The organism is Mesonia oceanica, assembly GCF_902499555.1.
Lineage (GTDB): Bacteria > Bacteroidota > Bacteroidia > Flavobacteriales > Flavobacteriaceae > Mesonia > Mesonia oceanica.
The window spans coordinates 250,931-275,129 of the sequence record NZ_CABVMM010000001.1; the positions used below are offsets into that span (position 1 = coordinate 250,931).

Genomic DNA, 24,199 nt, shown 5'->3' on the forward strand with positions numbered 1-24,199 from the left:
TTTTAGACAAATCTAAAAATTTGTTTTTGTTTAAAAAAATGTATTTTTGTATTAATAAAAAATAAGAATGACACTTTCCGAAGAAAATTATTTAAAAACGGTTTATAACCTACAGAAACACTATAAAAAAGGAGTGCCCACAAATGCTATTGCAGAAGAGATGGAGACGAAAGCTTCTTCTGTGAGTGATATGATTAAGCGCTTAGCAGAAAAAGAGTTACTTTTTTATAAAAAATACCAAGGAGCAAAACTTTCTGAAACAGGAGAAAAGCATGCGGTAAAAGTGGTAAGGAAGCACAGACTTTGGGAGACTTTTCTAGTAGAAAAACTTAATTTTTCTTGGGATGAGGTTCATGACATTGCAGAGCAATTAGAGCATATTGAGTCTGAAAAGCTAATTAAAGAATTAGATAAATTATTAGGCTATCCTAAAACAGACCCACACGGTGATCCTATTCCCGATGAAGATGGGAACGTAGTAAAAGTAGAAAAAAGAATGCTTGCTGAATTTAAGAAAGGAGAACAAGGAGTGTGTGTCGGAGTGAATGATTCCTCTTCATCATTTCTGCAATATTTAGACAAGCACCAGATAGCTTTGGGAAAAGTGATTACGGTAAAAGACAAAGAAGAGTTTGATGGTTCTATGCAATTAGAAGTAGATCATAGAGAATTTAATATTTCAAATTTAGCCGCTAATAATATTTATTTGAAAACTGTAAATTCATGAAAAACTCCGGCCAAGAGCGCAAATCTTTAGAAGAAGTTCATGAGTCTGTAAATACTTCCACAAAGAAGAAGGGGTGGAGAAAGGTTTTGGCTTTTTTAGGTCCGGCATATTTAATTAGTGTAGGCTATATGGATCCAGGTAACTGGGCCACAGATTTAGCAGGAGGAAGTCAGTTTGGTTATTCTTTGCTTTGGGTGTTGCTCATGTCTAACCTTATGGCACTTTTACTGCAAAGTTTATGCACCAGACTGGGGGTGGTGAGAAGAATAGATTTAGCTCAAGCTTCTCGAGAAGAATACCCTAAATTTGTTAATTTTATTTTATACATATTTGCAGAGATTGCTATTGCCGCCTGTGATTTAGCTGAAGTGATTGGGATGGCCATCGGGTTAGAGCTTTTATTTGGCTTACCCATGATTTGGGGGGTTTGCATTACTGTTTTTGATAGTTTTTTACTTCTTTTTTTACTCAACAAAGGCATGCGAAAAATGGAAGCTTTTATCGTAAGCCTTATTGCTGTGATTGGCGTTTCCTTTTTGATTGAAATGTTTTTTGCTAAACCTGATTTAGCAGAAGTAGCTAGTGGCCTTATTCCTTCTATTCCAGATGGTAGAGGGCTTTACATTGCTATCGGGATTATTGGTGCTACGGTGATGCCGCATAATTTATACCTACATTCTTCTTTGGTACAAACCCGAAAAATAAAATCCGGAAAAAAGAGCATCAAACAAGCCCTTCGGTTTAATTTTATAGATTCTACCATAGCACTTAATTTAGCTTTTTTTGTAAACGCTGCCATATTAATTCTTGCAGCAGCAGTATTTTATAAAAATGGCAGGTATGATGTGGCAGAGATTCAGGATGCATATCAACTATTAGCTCCATTTTTAGGATCTAATTGGGCGCCAATCTTATTTGCTTTAGCGTTAATTGCAGCCGGTCAAAGCTCTACTTTAACAGGAACACTGGCAGGGCAAATAGTTATGGAAGGCTATTTGAATTTAAGAATACAGCCTTGGGTACGGCGCTTGATTACCCGCTTGATTGCTATTGCCCCCGCATTATTTACCATTATTTATTTTGGTGAACGCGCCACAGGAGAGTTATTAGTGCTCAGCCAAGTGGTGTTGAGTTTACAATTGGGGTTTGCTATCATTCCATTAATTCATTTTGTAAGTGATAAAAATAAAATGAAAGGCTTCCATATTAACTGGCTTATTAAAATTGCTTCTTGGGTGATTAGTATAGTAATTATTATGCTAAATGGGAAACTTGTTTATGATGAAGTGACAAAATGGATAACTTCATCAGACCATCCTATTTATATTTGGATATTTATAGTGCCTGTTATTTTAGGATGTCTATTTTTATTGGTGTTTATTACCTTTTGGCCGCTGGTTCAGAAAAGACAAAGGCGACAAATAAAAACCCATTCACCAAATCATTCTCCGGTAAAAATTACGGATTTAAAAGCGGTACCTGCCTATAAAGACATAGCGATTGCGGTAGATTTTTCTGAAGCCGATAAGAAAAGTATTGCTGCGGCTTTACAACTGGGAGGCAAATCTGCAAATTATACTTTAATTCATAGTGTAGAAACTGCAGGGGCCTTTATCCATGGAAAGCATGTAGATGATTATGAAGCGGCCAATGATCAAGCTTCTTTAGTAGCTTATCAAGAAGATTTGAAAGCAATGGGCTATGCAGTGCATATAGAATTGGTTTTTGGTACGGCAAAGAAAGCTATTCCTAAGATCATCAATGCACCTGATCAAAATTTTGATATATTAATACTTGGTAGCCATGGGCACCAACTCATGAAAGACATTATATTGGGTACCACGGTAGATAGTGTAAGACACAAGGTATCCATACCTGTCTTTATTGTATAAATACAACAACTATTATGAAAGAAGTTATTAGTTTTTTTGAAAATATAGATCCTGTTCTTGCGGCACTTTACGCTACACTTTTTACGTGGGGATTAACAGCCATCGGGGCTTCATTGGTTTTCTTCTTTAAAAAAATGAACCGAAAGCTATTTGATGGTATGCTTGGTTTTACCGGTGGTGTGATGGTAGCTGCGAGTTTCTGGAGTTTATTGGCGCCGGGAATCGAGATGAGTCCGGGAGAAGGTTTTGAAAAAACCATTCCGGCCATTGTAGGTTTTGGACTGGGCGCATTGTTTATTTATGCCTTAGATAAAGTTTTACCGCACTTGCACGTTAACTTTAAAATGAGTGAGAAGGAAGGGGTGAAAACCCCTTGGCATAAATCGGTGTTATTAACCTTGGCCATTACCTTGCATAATATTCCAGAAGGTTTAGCGATTGGTGTCTTGTTTGGAGGAGTGGCGGCCGGTTTTGAAGGAGCGAGTATTGGCGGAGCGGTAGCTTTGGCGATTGGAATAGGGATACAGAACTTCCCGGAAGGTTTTGCGGTGGCAATGCCCTTACGCGGTCAAGGTTTAAGCAGGTGGAAAAGTTTTAACTACGGGCAGCTTTCGGCAATAGTAGAACCTGTTGCCGCTGTAATTGGAGCCTATGCCGTGATGACTTTTAAACCTATTTTACCCTATGCTTTATGCTTTGCGGCAGGAGCAATGATTTTTGTGGTGGTGGAAGAAGTGGTCCCTGAATCACAACAGGATAAATATACCGATATTTCTACACTCGGTTTTATTGGTGGTTTTATGGTGATGATGACCTTAGATGTTGGTTTAGGATAAAATATTTATCTTACAGATGAAAAAGATACTTCTGCTTATTTTGGTTGTTTTTTGTAGTAGATTGACAAATGCGCAACATCAAAATGATGCTACAGCGACTCAACAGATAGAAACTCCCGTGATTGTAGTAAAATTACCGGAAGGTGAATCTTACCGATGGAAAAACTATTGCCTTACGTTTACTAAAATGCTTGCTGATTCTCGCTGCCCTAAAGATGTAACTTGTATTTGGCAAGGAGAAGCAAAAGTAGAAATCAGTTTAAAAAGAGATGGGAAGCTGGTCGATTCGCAAGAAATAGTACTTAACCATCCTGAGGAGAACGGGACTTCTTTTACGTTAGGTGAAAAACCTTTTCGAGTATATGCTTTAATGCCATACCCAACGAAAAAAACGAAAACTGAAGGAAATATTGATTATTACCTTCGTGTTGAAATTCCTTAAGAGTACCATAGAAATAAGAAATTATAACTATTAGACATTATCATTTACTTCAATCCAATACCCGTCTGGGTCTTGAAAGTAAACCTGTCTAATTCCATCTTTTCGGATGTAATCTTTATCAGGTGAATTAATCCAATCTGAATAGTCAATATTCAATTTCTTTAAGTGGATAATAAATGCAGCTAAGGTTGAGGTAGCTAAAGCAAAATGAACCGCCTTATTTGTTTTTATTTCAGCAGTTGGGCGCGGAATAAGATGAAGCTGTTTTCCTTCATGAATAGAGAGCCATCTAGTTTTGGAGTTTGAAGCCGTATTTTCAATTTCTTTAAATTGAAATACTTTTTGATAAAACTGAAAAGATTCGTTTACATTTTTTACTGAAAGCGCTATATGGTTAAAGGAAAATGCAAACATTCTTTGGTTTTAAATAGTAAAGATAAAAAAATTAAAATTATGGAAACTAGCATTTTATAATTGAAAGTCTCCCTGTTTTTTAGTGGCAACCACAATCAGATTTTCCGCAAGCACTTTCGCTACCGGTTGCTTTCTTAGGACTTTTCCAGAAGAATTTTTTCACTAAAAAACCTACAGCGATTAAAAAAGTAATAAAAACTAAAATTTCCTGTATCATCATCGTTCTATTTTAAGAGTTGAAAAGCTGTTAATGCAGCTACATAAGCTATGCCAGACATGACGAATAATTGTAATATTGGCCATTTCCAAGAATTGGTTTCCCGTTTTACAATAGCAAGTGTACTCATACACTGCATGGCAAAGGCGTAGAACAGCAATAAGCTAATACCACTAGCAAAATTAAACAAAGGACCGCCTAGAACCGGATTGGTTTCAGCTGCCATTCGATCTTTAATGGTCTTTTCTTCATCGCTGCCTACACTATAAATGGTGGCTAAAGTTCCTACAAAAACCTCTCTTGCGGCAAAAGAACTTACAATGGCAATTCCGATTTTCCAATCGTATCCTAAAGGTCGAACCACAGGTTCAATGCCTTTTCCCATCATCCCAATGTAACTATTCTCTAATTTAACCGATCCTACATGCTTTTCAAAATCTTCTTGAGATAAATTTTTACCGTATTGCTCGGTGACAATTGCTTCTGCATTATCAAAATCATCACCCGGTCCGTAGCTAGCTAGTACCCACAAAATAATGGAAATCGCTAAGATGATTTTTCCGGCACCAAAAACAAAGGATTTTGTTTTTTCAACCACATTAATCGCGACGTTTTTGAAAAGCGGAAGTTTATAATCGGGCATCTCAATGACAAAGTACGTCTTGCTTTTTATTTTTAAAATCTTATCCAATACCCAAGCTGAAAATACCGACATCCCAAAGCCTAGCAAATAAAGCAGCATAAGGGTGAGTCCTTGTAAGTTGAAAATCCCCAGTACCCGTTCATTGGGAATAACTAAAGCGATAATAATTAAATAGACCGGAAGCCGCGCTGAACATGTGGTAAAAGGAACAACCAGAATGGTAATTAAACGTTCTTTCCAATCTTCAATATTTCTAGTGGCCATCACTGCAGGAATGGCACAGGCTGTTCCAGAAACCAGGGGAACTACACTTTTTCCGCTTAATCCAAAACGCCGCATGACGCGATCCATTAAAAAGACCACACGGCTCATATAACCACTTTCTTCCAATAGGGAAATAAAGAGGAACAAAAATGCAATTTGCGGAATGAAAATCACGATGCCGCCTAATCCCGGAATAATCCCTTCGGAAATGAGATTGGTAAATACGCCGGCCGGTAATACTTCTTTCGTCCATTCCCCTAGAAAAGCAAAAGTCGTGTCGATTAAATCCATAGGATAACTGGACCAATCATAAATAGCTTGGAAGATTAACAGTAAAATTCCGAAGAAAATAAAATACCCCCAAACCTGATGGGTCAATACCCGGTCAAGCCTAGAACGTAAATCTTTAGCCGTGGTGATATCTTTTTTAAAGGTTTCTTTTAAAACACCGTTGATAAATTGATAACGGACAATGGTTTCTTTCTGTTGAAGTCTTTTTAGCTCGCTTTTTTCTTTGGTTTGAAAATCTGAAGTTTGTTCTAAGGTCTTGCGGTTAAGGTTCCCAAAGTTCACATCTTGCGTAATTACCAACCAAAGTTTGTACAGTGATTGATTGGGAAAAGCTTTTCTTAACCGATCAAAATAATCTGGTGCGATGGTAGATGCATTTACACAAGGCTCGCTTGAAATTTGGCGGTAATTGATGATGAGTTCTTTTAGCTCTTCGATCCCGGTTTTTTTACGGGCACTTACCAAGGCGATTTTTGTTTTCAACCGCTTTTCCATCAATTCAACATCCAACGAAATCCCTTTGCGCTCCATTCTATCGGCCATATTGATAACCAGAATAGTAGGGATGCCTAAATCTTTAATTTGGGTAAAAAGGAGTAAGTTCCGTTTTAGGTTTTCTACATCGCTCACCACCACAGCTACATCAGGATAATCTTTATCGTTTTTATTGAGCAATAGCTCAATAACGATATTTTCATCAAGGGAAGAAGCATTTAAACTATAGGTTCCCGGTAAATCTAAAATATGCGCTTTAAGTCCGCGTGGAAGTTTGCAGATTCCTTCTTTTTTTTCAACGGTAATTCCCGGATAATTCCCTACTTGTTGGTTAAGACCGGTAAGGTGGTTAAACACCGAGGTTTTACCGGTGTTAGGATTTCCGATGAGGGCAACATTTATTTGTTTTGGCATTACTCTATTACTTCAATTTCAATCAACAGTGCCGTTTCTTTTCTAATGGCCAGGTGGCTTCCGTTTACATTTAAATATAAAGGATCTTTGAACGGAGCAGTTTGTACTAATTCAACTTCATTCCCCGGAAGGCAGCCCATCTCCAGTAATTTTAATGGAATTTGGTCATGAGCGAATTGTTTGATGATTCCGCGCTGACCTTTTTTTAATGATGCTACCGTGAGTTTCAAATTTTTATTTAGATTGATTTTAAACAATACAAAAGTACAGTAAAAATTATTCTTACAAAAACTTATTCAAATGAAGTGAGATTAGTCTTTTTTCTCTAGTTTTTTGAGAAGTTTTACATCTTTTACCAATTGCTCAATGGCTTCTGGATCGGTGCCATCGTAAAACCCGCGAACTTGCTTTTGTTTGTCGATTAAAGCGAAATTTTCGGTGTGTACCATATCGTATTTTCCACCGTTTCCTTGAGATTTGGCAACGAGGTAAGATTTTCTGGCGAGATCGTAGATTTCTTTTTTATCGCCCGTGACCAAATTCCATTTTTCATCGATCACCCCTTTTTTTTCAGCATAACGTTTTAATTGTGCTACAGAATCTATTTCGGGCGTTACGGTATGAGAAAGCAATAAAATTTCTGGATCATCTTTAAACTCTTCTTGAATTTTTACCATATGGTCGGTCATAATAGGACAAATACTCTGACAGGTAGTAAAAAAGAAATCGGCGATATAAATTTTATCTTGGTAATCTTTTTGCGTGATGGTATCTCCGTTTTGGTTTACGAGTTTAAAATCGGGTATTTTATGATATTTTCGAACATATTGAACGGTGGTGTCTACCAATTCTCGATTAACCATGTCGGGTTGGTAAACGGGTAAAGTAGGGGCGGGTTTCAACAATTGATAAATAATAGAAATAATAATTGCTGAAAGTACAAAGAGTACTAGGGCAAAAAACTTATACTTGGCAAAAAACTTCAGCATAGCTTCTGTAACTTTTTTACAAAATTACAACCTATTAAGCAGACGAAAATTGATTTTGGTCAATTATTTGCTATACAAAGCACTATTGAAGTCACATTTTTTTTCTAAGCAGATTTAAAAGGTTACTTTTGTGCGATTTTTTACAACAGAATATTGAAATTAAGACTATGAGTCCATTTTTTATAAAAGCCCTTCAGTTAATATTAAGTTTATCTATTTTAATTGTATTACACGAATTAGGTCATTTTATTCCCGCAAAAATATTTAAAACGCGCGTAGAAAAATTCTTCTTGTTTTTTGATGTCAAGTTTGCCCTTTTTAAGAAAAAAATAGGAGATACCGTTTACGGGATTGGTTGGTTGCCTTTGGGAGGTTATGTAAAAATCTCCGGAATGATTGATGAGAGCATGGATAAGGAGCAAATGGCAAAACCTCCGCAACCATGGGAATTTAGAAGCAAACCGGCTTGGCAACGTTTAATTATTATGATTGGAGGGGTCACGGTAAACATTATTTTAGGCTTCCTTATTTATATAATGGTGCTGTTTGTATGGGGAAGCGATCGCGTCACCTTTGATGATATTCCACAAGGTTTAATGGCCTCAGAAAATGTGGAAGCACTAGGGTTTCAAGATGGTGATCGTATTTTAACTATTAACCATGAACCCGTTGAAAGTCAGTTGGACATTAATAAATATTTCTTGGTGAGAGATGTAAAAACCGTTACGGTTCAGCATCAAAATGGAACAAAAGAAACCATTGATATTCCTGAAGATATTGGCCATCAACTTTTTCAAAAAGGAGATTTAGAACCTCTTTTTCCTAAAATGAAACCCTTGATTGCTACGGTTAGTGAAGGTAGTAATGCAGAGAAAGCCGGATTAAAGGAAGGAGATTTAGTGATAAGCTTAAATGGAAAACCTGTACATAGCTGGCAAGAGTTTAAGGAGATGCAAAAAGCCCAAGAGGGGAAAACTTTTGAGGTTACTTTAAAAAATACAGCTACGCAAGATGAACGTCAAGTGCAGTTGCAAGAAGATAGCACCGGGATCGTGGGCGTTGCGATAGACCTTAAAAACGATATTAAATTTACCCATAAAGAATATTCTTTAGGAGAAAGTATTCCTAAAGGCTTTGATTATGCGTATTGGACCTTACACGATTATGTAGCACAGTTTAGTTATGTGTTTACCAAGAAAGGAGCTTCTCAAGTAGGTGGTTTTGGTGCGATTGGTAATATGTTTCCTGGGCAATGGGATTGGCATAGCTTCTGGCTAACAACAGCGCTTATTTCGATTATTTTGGCCTTTATGAATATTTTACCGATTCCGGCTTTAGATGGAGGGCACGTGATGTTTTTACTCTATGAAATGATTACCGGAAGAAAACCGAACGATAAATTTATGGAGTATGCGCAAATGGTTGGATTCTTCATTCTCATCGCTTTAGTGCTTTATGCCAACGGAAATGATATTTACCGATGGCTGGTTGGGTAAAAAAATTCAAAAAAATATTTTGGTAAATTAAAAAAGTGCTTATATTTGCATCCGCTTAGGGAAATAAAAGGTATTCTTACCAACTTCGATTAAGCATACTTATTGAAATAACACTCCTCAGTAGCTCAGTTGGTTAGAGCATCTGACTGTTAATCAGAGGGTCGTTGGTTCGAGCCCAACCTGAGGAGCAAAAAGGAAAAGCCTTTACAGAAATGTAGAGGCTTTTTTGTTTTTTAATATGTGCTGCTTTGCTTTTTACTCTAAATCCACCAACAAATCTGCCGCCTGTTCAATCGTAGGTTCAAACTCATGGCCTGTATTGGGGGTTTCTATGATTTGCCAGTTAAAAGAAGTGTTGATTGCTTCGGCCTTTGTCATTCCTAAATCATAAAAATAATAAGCTCGATCATAGCGGTTATTTCCTTGTTGATCTACGGTGTTGTTATGCCGAAGTGCAGGCGAATTGGGATCATTATCCAGTTCCCCTATTTGGAGGATTAACTCTTGAGCAAAAAAATTGTTTAAATCTATATCTACAAAGCTATGATTCAATCCATAAGGAAAATCTACCGTGAAATCGGGAAGCGTGTACCAACCCGCAGCCGAAGCTACCACTTTATCTACATGAGCTTGAGGTTTAAACAGCAAAAATCGATGCGCAAATTGCGCTCCGGCAGAATGACCGTAGATAGAATAGTTCGAGGAAGTATTCCCGGTCAAAGATTTTATTTTAGCAAATAGTGGTTCAATCAAGGAAAATGTCCATTGTGATTCATTATTTAGAGTAGCAGCAGAGGGATGGTAGCCATCTACAAAAACATTGCCTAAATTATAGGCATTGCTGCCGGGAAAATAATTTTCAGAAAATTCAGGAACTACTAGAATCAACCCTTTTTGGTTGGCTTGCGCAATCCAAGCATCCCGGTATTCTGCTGCATTTCTTCCGGCACCATGAAATACAAATAAAATCTTTGTGCTTGCGGTAACATTAGCAGGAATGTGGTAAAAAACATTAATAGGCTTTGAAGAAAGGGGGGCATAATCTTTAAAAACAAAAGCACCGGTTCCCGAAATCGAATCGTCTGTGGTTTCGCTAGATACATCATTAGGGTCACAAGCGGTAACAACCACTAGTGAAAGGAAAAAAATAAAAAACTTGTTCATCTAAACTATTATTCGTCTTAATGGAAGGCAATGTATTTATAAATCATCCCTATCAAACCATACCAGTTAGTAATAATTTTAACTACCAATTTAGTTGATGACCGACTTATAGATCTTCGCCATTTCGATGATTTTTTTGGTAATGATGGGTTTTCTAACACACGAGTGCCCTAAAATAAGTCCATTTTTCTCTTCACTTACATAACATTTACTGTAAGGATGCGCAATAATATTTTTGTCTGAAAATTCCTTGGCCAACTTTTTATCTGAAACATTTTTTGGAAGTTCAGCAAGCAAGTGCAAACTCCGCGCTTGTGAAGGAAGGAGCCGAATAGAATCCTCAAATTGTTCTTTAAAAGACTGCAAGAAAACCGCTTTCCGCTCTTCGGCCACTTCAACTACATTCTTAATATGCTTATATAAATAGTTTTTTTCAATAAACTGACTCATCACCACTTGGTTGGAAGGCGAAACAAAGCGATGGGAATGTTTTTGTAAGGCTTTAATAACGTCTAGCAAATAATAAGGCACCACCATATAGCCCAATCTTACCGAAGGGTGAAGCAATCGGTTAAACGTGCCCAAATACACCGTGCGCTGTTGCCGATCTAAACTAAAGATCGCTTCACTTTTATCTTTCCAATTGCTAATTTCATGATCATAATCATTTTCAATAATCATCGCTTCATGGCTATTGGCCCATTCCAATAGTTCCAGTTTTCTTTCCTTCGTCATTTTAATTCCTGTAGGATAATGGCTCGAAGGCGTAAGATGAATTAATTTTGGATGTTCGTTAGAAGAAAGCTGTAACTCGTTAATTTTCATTCCTTCCTCATCAAGAGGAACCGCTTTTATTTTCGCTTCTAAACTCCTGAAAATAGAATGAACATTCGGGAAGGTGGGATTTTCCATCACGATGGTATCTCCCGTGTTTAAAAGCGCATTCCCTACCAAATAAAGTGATTGAAGCGATCCTGAAACAATAATCACCTGATGGTGGTCGCACTTAATTCCGCGGATAAGATTTAGATAGGTCGCAATATTCTTTTTTAAAGGCTCAATTCCCGAAGAATCAGAGTAGGAAAGTGCAGAAGATTTAATATTCCTCCAATACAAATTAGACAATTTTTTCCATTGGTTGACGGGAAATATATCCAAGGGAGGCAAGCCCGGCCGGAAGGCAACAAATTTTTCTGAAGTACTGTTGATCAAAGAAACATTTTCAGAAAAAGCTTTTCCCTTTTTAGAAATCGAAGGGTACTTGATGCTCGGGTCAATCTCATCGTGAGAAGAAAAACTAAAGTCATGATCCTTTACCCAATAGCCTGAACCTTTTTTTGATTCTATAAATCCCTCTAAAATCAATAACTCATAAGCTTTGATCACCGTGCTTCTAGAAACCGATAATTCACTGGCCAAAAGGCGGGTAGAAGGCATAAGGGTATGGGCGGGAATATCTTTCTGTTCAATCTTCGATTTAAAAAACTCACAAATCCTTAAATACTTACTGAGTTCTACTTTGTAAGTTTCTAAAGTAAAGTTTTTCAGAAGGTTATTGATAATTAAATTCAACTGGTATGCGAAATTAAAATAGATTGGTACGAGAAAGGTACTTAAATTTTTCTATTGTTGTATTGAATTATTCATAAAAAAAAGAATAATTTTTTGAAGATATAGTTTTAATTTCTATTAAATATAGGTGATATGAGAAAAACTTACACACTTTTAAGTTTAATTTTTGCCTTTGCTTTTTCAGTGAATGCTCAACATTTGGTGATTACCAATGTGGTCGTTGGCGATTGTGGGAATAGTAGTAAATTTGTGGAAATTTATATAGATGGCAGCATAGATCTAAGTCAATATAAATTAGTGAGACGCTCTAATTCAGGAACCTGGGCAGACAATGGTGTAGACATAGCTTTAACCGATTTTGGGACTAGAACTAATGAATTTATCTACTTAATCAGGGATTTGGCTACCTTAAACACCGAGTTTCCCAATGTGGATATCACCACCAACAATTCCATGGTGAACGGTAGCATCAGTCATAACGGTAATGATTCTTATAGAATTGTAGAGGTGAGTAGCAATACGGTGATCGATCAGTTTGGGGGAGATACCGATGGGACCGGAGAGAGTTGGGAATATATCAAATCTTGGGTTTCTAGGAATGACGATGTAGGGCCCAACCCTAATTTTAACGAGAGTGAATGGACTTTTCATGGCTTGAATGTACTGGAAGGTGAAGGTATTTGTAAAAATAGTGATCCCTTAGAAGATATTGTAAATACACTAGCTAGTTATAATAATAGTTCTTTTACCGGTGGGGCAGATTATGCCTATAATAATGGCTCATGGATTCCTGAAAACCCTGAAAATGGAGTTTCCGATGATACAGACGAAGTGCTTATTATGAATGGAACAGCTACCTTAAATGAAGATACTTATATGAATAAGCTTACCGTAAATAGCGGAGCAAAATTAGTAGTCAATAAAGTACTTTACTTAACGAATGAATTAAACAATGAGGGAAATATCACCTTTGCCAGTAGCTCTGCGACTAGTACAGGGATGTTAGGGGCTGTAGCTTCCGGTTTTCAAAACACAGGAACAGGAGAAGTAACCATAGAGCGTTTTATTCCGGCCAATCGGGCTTTTAGACTTTTATCAACCGCGGTGAATACTTCCACAACAATTCGTGATAATTGGCAGGAAGGCGTAAATAATAGTGGTACCGATTTTACACAAGATAACTTGAATCCCAATCCCGGTTATGGAACTCATATTACCGGATCTACCACTGGAGCAAATGGTTTTGATGCAAGCATCTCCGGAAATCCATCTTTGTTTGGTTTTGATAATATGAGCGGCAGTTGGGAGGATATAGAAAATACTGATGTAAATACCTTAACCGCAGGAACTCCTTACCGTTTGTTTGTAAGGGGAAGTAGGGCTACCGATTTAAGCGATAATTCCTCTACACCTACTGCGACCATTTTAAGAACAACCGGACAGTTGGTGACCGGGAATGTGACTACCGATGTATCAAACGATGCAGGTGCATTTAACCTCGTAGGAAATCCTTACCAATCTTCGGTAGATATGAATACCCTCATCGCAAATTCCAATAACATCAACGATGGTTATTATTATATCTTTGATCCTAATATTGGCGAGCAAGGAGCATATGTCACTATTTTACTACCAAGTGGAGCTAGTTCTCCTACGGATACAGGAGTATCGGGAACCTCTGCAGCTAACCAATACTTGCAACCGGGACAAGCAGCTTTTGTAAGAACCCTTGATAATGCTCCGGGAACCCAAGTGATTTTCGAAGAAAATAGTAAAGCGCCTGCACAGTTAACGGATACTTTTAGGCCTGCACAAGATCCCGATGAAAGTCTGTTTATTTACGGACAGCTTTTTACAGAACAAAATATACTTGCCAACGATTTGGCAAATGATTCGTTTTGGTTACGTTTTTCTGAGAACTATTCCAATGAAAAGACGATGCAAGATGCCTTAAAATTATTCAACGCCGATGAAAATATAGGAAGTCTTACCGACAATGAGGTGTTTAGTATAGAAAATAGGGAAATGCCTTATGAAATGGAAGAAATTCCGTTATACAGTAACAATTACACCGCAGAAAACTATAGTTTAAGATTAAATGTGAGCGACTTTGGTGAGCTTCAACCTTACTTAAAAGATAACTTTACCAATGAGTTAATAGCGTTGTCATCTGGGGAGAATGAGATTAGTTTTGTGGTGAATCCTAATGATGAAAGTTCAACCAACCAACGTTTCTCTATTGTTTTTCAGAACAGCAATTTACATACAGCTACATTTGATAAGAATAACCTATTGGTGTATCCTAATCCTGTAAACAACAGTTCTGTGTTTGTTCAATTAACAAATTCGAACCTTGGAGCATGCACCATAAAAGCCTATACTATACTAGGCCAAGAAGTGTATAGCTCAACACACTCCTTCACCCAGCGAAAAAGGTTGGAAATTAAGGAGGCTGCCCATTGGGAGACCGGAGTTTATATGTTACGCATAACCAATGCTAAAAAAACTTACACTACAAAAATTATAATAAACTAAACTTTTCAAGAAAAGTTTTAACGAAAGACCAGCTGAAAAGAAATCATTAGAAATGGCTGCTAGTCTACAACTTAGTTGTAGTTGGGCCTAGGTTAACTACGATGATCCTTTTAGCTGGTCTTTTTTCGTCTCATTTCTTCCGAGAAGCTCTTGCCAAATAAGCTTTCCCTCCACCTAAAATTAAAATTGGTATGCTTATTTAATATTAATTGGTATGCTAAAGATAGGCAAAAGTTTCATCTATTTGAATTGTATAATTCATAAAAACAAAGAGTTTTTTTTGAATATATAGTTTTAATAAGCTTTAATTTTTATCAAATAGAGACATTATGAGAAAAATTTACACACTTTTAATTTTAGTATTCGCATTTACCTTTTCTGTAAATGCGCAAAATTTGGTAATCACTAACGTGGTAGATGGCTCGTGCGGCAACACTAGCAAATTTGTAGAAATCTATGTAAGTGGTACGGTAGATTTAAGCAACTATAAAATGGTGAGACGTTCTAACTCGGGAACCTGGGAAGATGACGGAGTAGATATAGCTTTAACCGATTTAGGGACTAAAACCGATGAGTTTATTTATTTAATTAGGGATTTAGCTACCTTAAATACAGAATTTCCTAGTGCAAATATCACTACCGAAAATTCATTGGTTAATGATGATATTAGCCATAATGGAGATGATTCTTACCGAATTATGGAAATTAGTACGGAAGCAGTCATCGATCAGTTTGGAGGAGATATAGATGGTACCGGAGAAAATTGGGAATATGTAGATTCTTGGGGATCAAGGAATAATGACATGGGGCCCAATCCTACTTTTACCGAGAGCGAGTGGACGTTCTATGGAGTAGATGTGTTAGACGATCAAGGAATCTGTAACGAAAGCGATGCCCTTGAAAATACAGTAACCACTATCGGTACTTACACCAATACCAATTTAAGTGCGCAAAAGTTTAAGCTTGAAAACCTTTCCATTTATCCTAATCCTGTGATTGGAGGAAAACTCTATGTGCAAGCTCCGGAAAATTCAATTAGCAATATTAAGGTTTATAACTTGTTGGGACAGAAAGTACTGGAGCAAAAAATCAACAATGCTTCTATGTTCAATGTAACGAGTCTTCATTCAGGAATCTATCTGGCTTCTTTTGAAACTACGGCTCACCAACGTATTACTAAAAAAGTAATTATAAAATAATATTCATGAAAAATTTAATAACCTACAGCTTAGTGCTTTCAAGCCTCTTCTTTTTGAATGCATGTAGCACGGATGATGTCGAAGGAAGTGAACCCATTTCAGAATCAGAATTAGTAGAAATTCCCGATGCCGCTTTTGCAGAATATATGCTCTACAACGAAACTCCCGGCATCTATAGTGAGGTAGAAAATGATGGCGTACATTATTATTTAGATCCCAATGAAGTAGCTGTCGTGGGGGAGCTTTTGTTAAGTAAAACCAGTAGTAATGTAGAAGCCTTAACGCAAGCTGGATTGGCCACGGCCGAAACAAAGATTACCGATTTAACCGGAATCGAATACTTTGTAGGGCTTCAACATTTGGTGCTTACCTCAAACGATGTAGAAGAGTTGGATCTTACCAATTTAAGCGGATTGGAAGAGTTGGAGATTAACTTCAACTTACTAGGGAGTTTAGACCTTTCCAATAACACCGCCCTTAAGCTGTTACGCTACAAAGGAAGTTCAAGTGCCGATGAAACTCAAAAACTTTCTGGCTTAGATTTGAGTGCCAATACCCAATTGCTGCATTTGCACTTGCCCAACCATAATTTTGTTAGTATCGATTTAAACAATAACCTTCAAATTCAAGAACGTTTAGATATGAGCGGAAATCCCGGTCCCGATGGAGATCCCGATACTCCGGATATTGTGGTTCCTGCCCAAATATATGATCAAGTCCCGGAAGAAAGTAGGTTAGGAGTGGTTTCAGATGCCAGCGTAACCACTACCGTGTATTTATCGGTAAATGAAACCTTAATTGCGGAAGATGGCGGAATGGCAGTCCTTAGTGCTTCTTTAAATGCCGCTACTAATGAAACGGTGACGGTAGAATTAAACTTTGCCGGGAATGCTACCTTAGCTACTGATTATTCGGTAGAAAGTGAAAGCATTACCATTCCTGCAGGAGCTACTGAAGCGAGTATAGAATTAACTGCTATCCAAGATTCAGAAGTAGAGGGAAATGAAACGATTAAAGTGAGCTTGGGTAATATCACCAATGCAGTGGCTGGAGAAAACCAAGAGGTAATCATAACCATTGAAGATGATGATATTGAAGTTTCTTTAATTTTAAATGAAATTTTATACGATCCTTCGAATAATAATTTAGACGGTGATGCTAACGGGGATGGAGTGTATGCTCAAAGTGAAGATGAATTTATAGAACTTTACAACGATTCTTCTTCTCCCTTAGATGTGAGCGGTTTTAAAATATTCGATACCGAAGCTTTAGATAACGATACCCCAAGACATATTGTACCTGATGGAACCATAATTCCAGCCCACGGTGTATTAGTGGTTTTTGGCGGAGGAACGCCTACCGGAAGTTTTGGTGGGGCAGTAGTACAAACCTCTTCTACCGGAGACCTGAACTTAAACAATTCTGGAGATATCCTTACCGTAGAAGATGCCGAGGGAACAGTATTGGTTACGTTTGATATTGAACCTTATTCCAATAACCCCAACGAGTCTTATACAAGAAACCCAGATATCACTGGAGATTTTGTTCAACACGGAGATGTTAATGGCTTGCTTTTCTCTCCGGGCACAAAAGTAGACGGAACCCCATTTTAAAATGAAATGATAACTGAATTTCAACTTTAAGCCTTATGGTCGATATAAAATCTTAATAGGGTTTCATTCGATTTGACGGGCTGGAAGTGAAAACAGCAAAATGCACTAGTGGTAAATAATTAAAAAATTTATTTGAATGTCAGCTTTAGGACCCATCATCGCAGTAATTTTTATTGTACTCGTCGCCATACTTCTTATCAAGAAGTTCTATCCCCATGCGGTATTATTATTTGCAGGATTGGCGATGTTGGTGGTGTCTTATTATTTAGATTATCCGGTTCCTGTCTTAACTGAACCTACCGGTTTCTTTGGTTTTGACTTGTTTCGCTACATTAGCGGTTCTTTTGCAAAAACCAATGCCGGCGTAGGATTAATGATTATGGCCATTGGAGGTTTTGTGGCATATATCGACAAAATAGGAGCTTCTAAATCTTTGGTGTATATCGCCCTAAAGCCTTTGTCGTTATTCAAAAAACGGCCTTATATCGCTGCGTCTTTAGTGATACCTATCGGGCAAATATTGTTTGTTTGTATTCCTTCGGCAGCGGGATTGGGGCTCTTATTAATGGCTTCCGTATTTCCCATCTTAATCAATTTGGGGGTAAGCCGTCTTTCTGCTGTTTCCGTCATCACCGCTTGTACTGCTTTTGGGATTGGACCGGCTTCCGCTATTACGGCGAGTGCCACCACGATTATCGACCAAGATGCTATTTCCTTCTTTTTACAAGATCAGATTCCCTTAGTAATACCACTTAGTATATCGATGATGGTCACCTATTATTTCGTGAATCGCTATTTCGATAAAAAAGATCAAAAAGAAGGGAAGCCGCTAGAGAAAGTTGAAAAACTAGAACTCACCGCTCCTTTGTATTATGCCATTATTCCTGTTTTACCCTTAGTCTTACTAATTGTTTTTTCAGAAATATTCAGCTTTTTTGAAACCGCGATAGTATTGGACACCACCACCGCCATGTTCATTAGCCTTTTTGTCGCTTTGGTTTTTGAATTGCTACGGAAAAGAAATTTCAGGGAAGTGCTGGTCTCTTTAAAAGAGTTTTGGAACGGTATGGGAAATATCTTTAAAACCGTAGTCACCCTTATTATTGCCGCCGATATTTTTTCAAAAGGACTTATCAGTTTAGGCTTTATCGATGGCTTAATGAGCTTGTCTCAACACCTGGGACTAGGGGGCGTGGGAATAGGTATTGTACTCAGCGTCATGATTTTCTTGGCTTCGATGTTAATGGGGAGCGGTAATGCATCCTTCTTTTCCTTTGGACCTTTGGTTCCCAATATCGCTCAGCAACTCGGTGTAAAAAGCAGCTCCATTATTTTGCCCATGCAATTATCGGCTTCTATGGGAAGAACCGTTTCTCCCGTAGCCGGCGTTTTAATTGCTGCAGCGGAATTAGCCAAGGTTTCCACCTTTTCTATTGTTAAACGGAACCTTATTCCGCTAGGCGTGGCTTTAATCATCATGTTAATCTATCATTTTATATAAAAATATATGCTCACACTTATAAAAAATGCAAACGTTTATGCGCCAACTCCACTAGGGAAAAAAGATATCCTAATTGGTGGAGAAAAGATTTTGGCCATACAAGACCATATAGAAGAAAATTCTGCGATTGCTAAAACTTGGGACGCCCAAGGAAAAACCCTTACTTCCGGGTTTATCGACCAACACGTTCATATTATTGGAGCCGGAGGAAAACACGGTTACGAATCCATGACCCCGGAAATTATGATGGGCGAATTTATTTCCTGCGGAACGACCAGCGTAGTTGGCCTACTGGGAACCGATGGAACCGCACGCAGTATAAAAACCTTATACGCCAAAGCCAAAGCTTTGTCTAATGAGGGGATCAGTGCTTATATGTTTACTAGTTATTTCAGCATCGATCCGGTGACGATTACCGGTTCTATTCAAGATGATATGGTGTTTATCGATAAAGTCTTGGGCTGTAAAGTCGCCATTAGTGACGAACGTTCTTCCTATCCAACTGCCACTGAACTTTTAAGACACTTACGTGAAGTACGTGTAGGCGGTCAGATTTCCGGTAAAAAAGGAATCCTGCATATTCACTTGGGAAGAATGACTTCGCAAATCGATATTTTATTGGAACTAGTAGAAAAATATGAATTCCCTATCGAGAACATTTCCCCTACCCACGTAGGACGAACCAAAGCCTTGTTTGACCAATCCTTGAAATTCGCTGAGCTGGGCGGAATGATTGACATCACCACCGGAGGAACCAAATACACCGATCCCTATAAATCGGTATTGTATGCGTTGGAAAAAGGGATTTCCATCGATCAGCTAACCTTTAGTAGTGACGGAAATGCGGGATTAGGGAAAAAAGACGAACACGGAAATTTAATAGGCTTTACCAAAGCCCCTATTCATTTAAATTTTGAACAAACCCGGGCACTTATTAAAGAGGGAGGTTTACCCATAGAAGAAGCCATCAAGCTGATTACCCTTAACCCCGCTAAGAACTTAGCCTTAAAAGAAAAAGGAAAAGTAGCGGTAGGTTTCGATGCAGATTTCTGCTGCTTGGATGATGACTTTAAGCTAACCGATGTCTTTGCCAAGGGAAAATTAATGATGGAAGACCATCAAGTTCTTCAAAAAGGAAATTTTGAACATTAATCAATAGCGATGAAAGCTCTAAAACTTATAATTACTTTCTGGGTATTAAGTGTTCCCTTGTGCGCTTCTGCACAAATCCACTTAGATAAATATACCTTTGGCGAAGGGCTCAACTTTTCGGGAGAGAAAGGTTACTCTATACGTTTAGAAGGCTATGCGCAACCCTATGTAGAAGTAAAGCGTTATGTAGGGAACGACGATAAAGAATTGTACAATCGCTTCCGCATGCGTCGGTTGCGACTAAATTTAAACGGAAAATCGGAAAACGAAAAATTAAGCTATCGTTTAAAAGTAGACTTAAGTGGAACGCCCGAAATTCAAATAGAAGGCGATGACGCCGGAACTTTTCTATTAGATGCGTTTATTTCTTACGATATCACCGATAATATTTCACTCACTTTCGGACAAAAATCAACCCCTACCGATAACCGCGAACTACGCATGAACTCGCAAACCCTACAATTAGTAGAACGCAGTAGGGTAACTTCAGCGTTTAGTACCATTCGGGAATTTGGCCTTTTTGCTGATGCCACTTATAGGCTTCGTGGTGGTTCTTATCTAAAACCTTCCTTAGCCATTACCAATGGCGATGGGCTAAATGTTTTTGACAAAGACCGTGGCGGACTCAAATACGGCGGAAGACTCGATTTTCTTCCCTTTGGTTTGTTTACTTATTTTGGACAATTTCGTCAAGTAGATATGGTTCGCGAGCTTACCCCAAAATTAGTGGTAGGTGTAAATTACAGCTTTAACAACGGGATAAGTAGCCGTCGGGGAAGAGGAAGTGGTAACATTATTTATTTAAATGATGATGACGAAGAAAGCTTACCCGATTATACCAAATACGGTATTGATTTTCTATTTAAATACAAAGGATTTTCCATGATTGGGGAATTTGTAAAATCGACCGCCAGTGTGAGTAACGATATTACCCAACGGGTGAGAAACGATGGGTCTATTTCTTCCAGTTTTGAGGTGAACGGCATTCAGGATGTCAAAAACTATGTAAAAGGAAGAATGATGTTGGGCGAAGGCTATAATCTTCAAGCCGGTTACCTATTTAGGAACTTAATTTCGGTAGATGCCCGATATACGCATTTGAAAGCTGATGAACATTCGTTTTTAAATAATGGTACGTTTTACAACCGACCCAATTACTACACGTTCGGAATCAGTAAATATTTAGAAAGAAATTACGGCGCCAAAGTACAGGCCTCTTTTACCTATATCGATGCCGCGCCGGGGTCTAATGATATTAATGGAAATCCTATTGATGGAAACGAATGGATTGGCCGACTCATCTTTTCAATCGGATTTTAATTTTAATAGCCATGAAAAATTTATTCCTAGTAATACTTATCGCATTCAGTTCTATTTGCTCAGCGCAAATGTTCAGTCCGCAAACAAAAGAAGTTACCGAAAAGTTTTTTCCGGATGTTGAGGTAGAAATCAACACGCCGGCTTTTCACAAGAAAAAAGGCTTTACCACCTATAAGGAAATGATGAATTTTCTGCAACCACTGGTGGATCAACACCCGGAAGAGGTGCAGTTAAAATTTATCGGTAAAAGTCAAAGAGGTTTAGAAATACCGATGCTTACCTTTAACAAAGCAAGTGATACTTCAGAAAAAGACAAAGTAAGGGTTTGGATACAAGCAGGAATCCACGGAGATGAACCTGCCAGTACTGAAGGTATACTTTACCTTATTCAGCAATTATTAACCAATAAAGAATACCAACATTTATTGGATAGATTGGAAATAGGCATTGTCCCGATGGCGAATATTGATGGTTTTAACGATCAAGTGCGGGATGCTAAAAATGGCTTGGACTTAAATCGGGACCAGACCAAATTAAATGCCAGCGAAAGTATTTACCTTAAACAAGCCTTTAGTGATTTTAAGGCGGAAGTAGCTTTAGATTTTCACGAATACCGACCTTTCCGAAGGGATTTTGTACACTACCGCGAATACGGGGTGACCAATCCGTATGATGTGATGTTCCTGTATTCCGGAAACTTAAACGTTCCCAAAAACTTACGGGAATTCACCGAAGATACCTTTGTCGCCAATGCGAAATCTTTATTGAAAGAAAATAACTTACGCGCATACAATTATTTTTCTACATCCGATTGCGAAGGCTATACATGTTATAATTTAGGTTCGGTAAATGCCCGTTCCAGTGCGACTTCCTATGCGCTGGCCAATACGATTTCTACCTTAATAGAAGTACGGGGTGTAGGATTAGGGAAGACCTCTTTTAAACGAAGGGTGATGACTACCTTTTTAGTGGCTAAAGCTTACCTCGAAACCGCTTATAACCATCCAGAAGAGGTGAAAAAGGAGATTGAACAAGCTGTAAATAGTCGCGCTGAGGTAGTGGTGAAATCAAAACGAAAAGTTTCCAGAGAAGAAATGAGCTTTATCGATTTAGCAGAAAATAAATTAGTTACCGAAGAAGTGATTTTACGCAATGCCTTAGCATCTTTTCCCACCTTAACACGGGAGCGACCTACCGCCTATCTAATTTTACCTACCCAAGAGAAACTTATCAAACGCCTCAAGGTATTGGGCTTAGAGGTCGAGCAACTTTCTTCCCCTAAAACTTTAGAAGTGGAAAGTTATGAGATTACCGATTATTATCGGGATTCAAACAAATACGAAAAAGTGCACCGGCAAAAAGTTTCTGTAGCAACGCATACGATAACCAAAACTTTTCCCAAAGGAACCTACGTGGTGTACCTCGACCAGAAAAATGCCGGTTTGGCCATAGAAACCTTAGAGCCGGAAGCCGCAAATAGCTTTTTGTCGTACGACGTGATTGCTACCCAAAAAGGAGAAGAGCTTCCTTATTACAGATATTTAACGCCCCAAAAACTCTAACTAGAATACTTTCATCATGAAAACAACGATAACATACCTCTTATTTTTCTTTACCATTGGAATTATGGCACAAGAAAACGATAGTATTATAAACTCCAACACCGCCGATTTTGAACTGGGAAAAGGTTTACAGTTTAATTTCGAAAACAATAATTATCAATTTAAAATTGGTGGGTTTATTCAACCTTCTTATTCCTATCAAAAAACGGAAGGTATAGATGGCGATAGTCAATTTAATGCCAAACGGACTTATTTTAATATCGGAGGAAAGGCTTTAAAAGAAAAAGTAAGCTTTTTTATACAAACCAATTTTAGTCTTTCAGATCCTTTGTTAGATGCTTGGGTGGCTTATCATCCTACGGAGAATATCCACCTGACGGTAGGACAACAACGAACTTTTACCAATAACCGGGAAATGACCTTTGATGAAGATAAATTTCAGTTCACTACCCGAAGTTTGTTGAGTACTGAATTAAGTAATACCGGACGTGAATTTGGAGTGTTTGTCGATGGTGAATTTTTGTTAGGATCTGTAGGTTTGCATCCGCAAATTGCAGTGACTTCCGGCGATGGAAGAAACTCCTTTGGTGCCGATTCACGGGATACCGATAGGGGCGGACTCAAATATGGTGGCCGATTAGATGTGTATCCTTTAGGCTATTTTAAAAAGGGAAATGCTAAGCTTACCGCAGATTTGCTGCATGAAGAACATTTAAAAATGGTGATTGGCGGTGCCGCCAGTTACAATGATGGGACCAGTAATGCCGTAGGAGAAGGTCATAACGATTTTGTGATTTATGAAGAAAACGGAAAACCCCAATTACCGGATTACCGTAAGCTGTATGCAGATGTACTTTTAAAGTACCAAGGTTTCTCTTTTTTAGCAGAGTACGCCAATGCTTCGGCAACCGGGTTGGAAGAAACCTTTGTTAATGAAGCAGGGACCGTTGCCTTACAACCACAACAAATTAGTAGCTATTTGGCTTTGGGAGATGCTTATAACTTACAAGCAGGTTATGTCACATTATCCGGTTTAGCTTTCGATCTTCGCTATACAAGTATAAGTCCAGAATTTGAAGATTATGCGGGCTCGGTCTTAACCGATAAAAAAGCCTATACCTTTGGGTTTACGAAATATTTTAAAGGCAATGATTTAAAAGTACAAACTGCTTTTTCTTCCATCGAGCAAAATGAGGTGAATACTTTTCGAGCAGAATTAGTGTTACAGGTGGTTTTTTAAAAAATAATTAGTATTATCGAGCTTACATTTGTTCCGTTAATAGAATACGTTGATGAATGTCAGTTCGAGCCTTTCGATAAAGCTCAAGACAAGCTTAGTCGAGAACTTATTAAAATCTAGAATACTAATTGGCCATACTAGATGAGAGTCCATGTCAAGCCTTCCTGTGGTAGAATAGGTAAGGAATGAAGCAGATCGAAAGAATTACAAATTGTATTTTT

The 24,199-nt window shown here is 38.0% G+C and carries 20 protein-coding genes and 1 tRNA gene; 14 read left to right on the forward strand and 7 right to left on the reverse strand.

Features of this window, described 5'->3' with window-relative positions:
• The first annotated feature begins 67 nt into the window (after nt 1-67).
• Genes FVB9532_RS01220 through FVB9532_RS01235 form a run of 4 tightly spaced genes read left to right on the forward strand, consistent with a single transcriptional unit; the run spans nt 68 to nt 3,897 of the window.
• Nucleotides 68-727, forward strand: coding sequence for a metal-dependent transcriptional regulator (locus FVB9532_RS01220; RefSeq protein WP_150543392.1), 660 nt, complete (start codon nt 68-70; stop codon nt 725-727).
• Nucleotides 724-2,619 (forward strand): Nramp family divalent metal transporter, encoded by a 1,896-nt coding sequence (locus FVB9532_RS01225; RefSeq protein WP_150543393.1) that lies wholly within the window; start codon nt 724-726, stop codon nt 2,617-2,619. The genes FVB9532_RS01220 and FVB9532_RS01225 overlap by 4 nt, the downstream gene beginning before the upstream one ends.
• Nucleotides 2,620-2,633: 14 nt before the next feature.
• Nucleotides 2,634-3,455: a ZIP family metal transporter gene (locus FVB9532_RS01230; protein ID WP_150543394.1), complete on the forward strand. Its 822-nt coding sequence runs from the start codon at nt 2,634-2,636 to the stop codon at nt 3,453-3,455.
• 16 nt (nt 3,456-3,471) lie between these two features.
• Nucleotides 3,472-3,897: a hypothetical protein gene (locus tag FVB9532_RS01235; protein WP_150543395.1), complete on the forward strand. Its 426-nt coding sequence runs from the start codon at nt 3,472-3,474 to the stop codon at nt 3,895-3,897.
• Nucleotides 3,898-3,927: 30 nt separating this feature from the next.
• Here FVB9532_RS01235 and FVB9532_RS01240 read toward each other — a convergent pair whose 3' ends face one another.
• The 5 genes from FVB9532_RS01240 to FVB9532_RS01260 form a co-directional block, all read right to left on the reverse strand.
• Nucleotides 3,928-4,311, reverse strand: a complete 384-nt coding sequence (locus FVB9532_RS01240) for a VOC family protein (protein WP_150543396.1) — start codon at nt 4,309-4,311, stop codon at nt 3,928-3,930.
• A gap of 79 nt (nt 4,312-4,390) precedes the next feature.
• Nucleotides 4,391-4,531 carry a FeoB-associated Cys-rich membrane protein gene (locus FVB9532_RS01245; protein ID WP_317132279.1) on the reverse strand — a complete coding sequence of 47 codons (141 nt, stop codon included), beginning with the start codon at nt 4,529-4,531 and terminating at the stop codon, nt 4,391-4,393.
• A gap of 4 nt (nt 4,532-4,535) precedes the next feature.
• Nucleotides 4,536-6,635 (reverse strand): ferrous iron transport protein B, encoded by a 2,100-nt coding sequence (gene feoB / locus FVB9532_RS01250; RefSeq protein WP_150543397.1) that lies wholly within the window; start codon nt 6,633-6,635, stop codon nt 4,536-4,538.
• Nucleotides 6,635-6,865, reverse strand: a complete 231-nt coding sequence (locus FVB9532_RS01255) for a FeoA family protein (RefSeq protein WP_150543398.1) — start codon at nt 6,863-6,865, stop codon at nt 6,635-6,637. Before FVB9532_RS01255 ends, feoB begins: the two co-directional genes overlap by 1 nt.
• 81 nt (nt 6,866-6,946) lie before the next feature.
• The gene (locus FVB9532_RS01260; protein WP_150543399.1) at nt 6,947-7,624 is read right to left on the reverse strand and encodes an SCO family protein; all 678 of its coding nucleotides are present in this window, start codon (nt 7,622-7,624) and stop codon (nt 6,947-6,949) included.
• 167 nt (nt 7,625-7,791) lie between these two features.
• Here FVB9532_RS01260 and rseP point away from each other — a divergent pair, with 167 nt between their 5' ends.
• Nucleotides 7,792-9,120: an RIP metalloprotease RseP gene (gene rseP / locus FVB9532_RS01265; protein ID WP_150543400.1), complete on the forward strand. Its 1,329-nt coding sequence runs from the start codon at nt 7,792-7,794 to the stop codon at nt 9,118-9,120.
• A gap of 114 nt (nt 9,121-9,234) precedes the next feature.
• A tRNA-Asn gene (locus tag FVB9532_RS01270) sits at nt 9,235-9,308 on the forward strand.
• A gap of 67 nt (nt 9,309-9,375) precedes the next feature.
• Here FVB9532_RS01270 and FVB9532_RS01275 read toward each other — a convergent pair.
• Together FVB9532_RS01275 and pdxR are read right to left on the reverse strand one after the other, a co-directional pair.
• Complete coding sequence (locus FVB9532_RS01275; RefSeq protein WP_150543401.1) at nt 9,376-10,284, reverse strand: alpha/beta hydrolase family protein; 909 nt, start codon at nt 10,282-10,284, stop codon at nt 9,376-9,378.
• Nucleotides 10,285-10,374: 90 nt separating this feature from the next.
• A complete protein-coding gene (gene pdxR / locus FVB9532_RS01280) occupies nt 10,375-11,856 on the reverse strand; it encodes a MocR-like pyridoxine biosynthesis transcription factor PdxR (protein WP_150543402.1) in 1,482 nt (493 codons plus the stop codon).
• A 132-nt stretch (nt 11,857-11,988) separates the two neighbouring features.
• Between pdxR and FVB9532_RS01285 the strand changes: the two genes are divergently transcribed.
• From FVB9532_RS01285 to FVB9532_RS01320, 8 genes are all read left to right on the forward strand, one after another.
• Complete coding sequence (locus tag FVB9532_RS01285; RefSeq protein WP_150543403.1) at nt 11,989-14,391, forward strand: DUF8693 domain-containing protein; 2,403 nt, start codon at nt 11,989-11,991, stop codon at nt 14,389-14,391.
• Between the two features lie 329 nt (nt 14,392-14,720).
• Nucleotides 14,721-15,590, forward strand: a complete 870-nt coding sequence (locus FVB9532_RS01290; protein ID WP_150543404.1) for a T9SS type A sorting domain-containing protein — start codon at nt 14,721-14,723, stop codon at nt 15,588-15,590.
• A 5-nt stretch (nt 15,591-15,595) separates the two neighbouring features.
• A complete protein-coding gene (locus FVB9532_RS01295; protein ID WP_150543405.1) occupies nt 15,596-17,203 on the forward strand; it encodes a lamin tail domain-containing protein in 1,608 nt (535 codons plus the stop codon).
• 136 nt (nt 17,204-17,339) lie between these two features.
• Nucleotides 17,340-18,704, forward strand: coding sequence for a C4-dicarboxylate transporter DcuC (gene dcuC, locus FVB9532_RS01300; RefSeq protein ID WP_150543406.1), 1,365 nt, complete (start codon nt 17,340-17,342; stop codon nt 18,702-18,704).
• 6 nt (nt 18,705-18,710) lie between these two features.
• A complete protein-coding gene (gene iadA, locus FVB9532_RS01305; protein ID WP_150543407.1) occupies nt 18,711-19,856 on the forward strand; it encodes a beta-aspartyl-peptidase in 1,146 nt (381 codons plus the stop codon).
• A gap of 9 nt (nt 19,857-19,865) precedes the next feature.
• Nucleotides 19,866-21,176, forward strand: a complete 1,311-nt coding sequence (locus FVB9532_RS01310; RefSeq protein ID WP_150543408.1) for a porin — start codon at nt 19,866-19,868, stop codon at nt 21,174-21,176.
• 11 nt (nt 21,177-21,187) lie between these two features.
• Complete coding sequence (locus FVB9532_RS01315; RefSeq protein ID WP_150543409.1) at nt 21,188-22,738, forward strand: M14 family metallopeptidase; 1,551 nt, start codon at nt 21,188-21,190, stop codon at nt 22,736-22,738.
• A gap of 16 nt (nt 22,739-22,754) precedes the next feature.
• Entirely contained in the window at nt 22,755-23,978 is a 1,224-nt protein-coding gene (locus FVB9532_RS01320; protein WP_150543410.1) for a porin, read from the forward strand.
• Nucleotides 23,979-24,199: the final 221 nt, after the last annotated feature.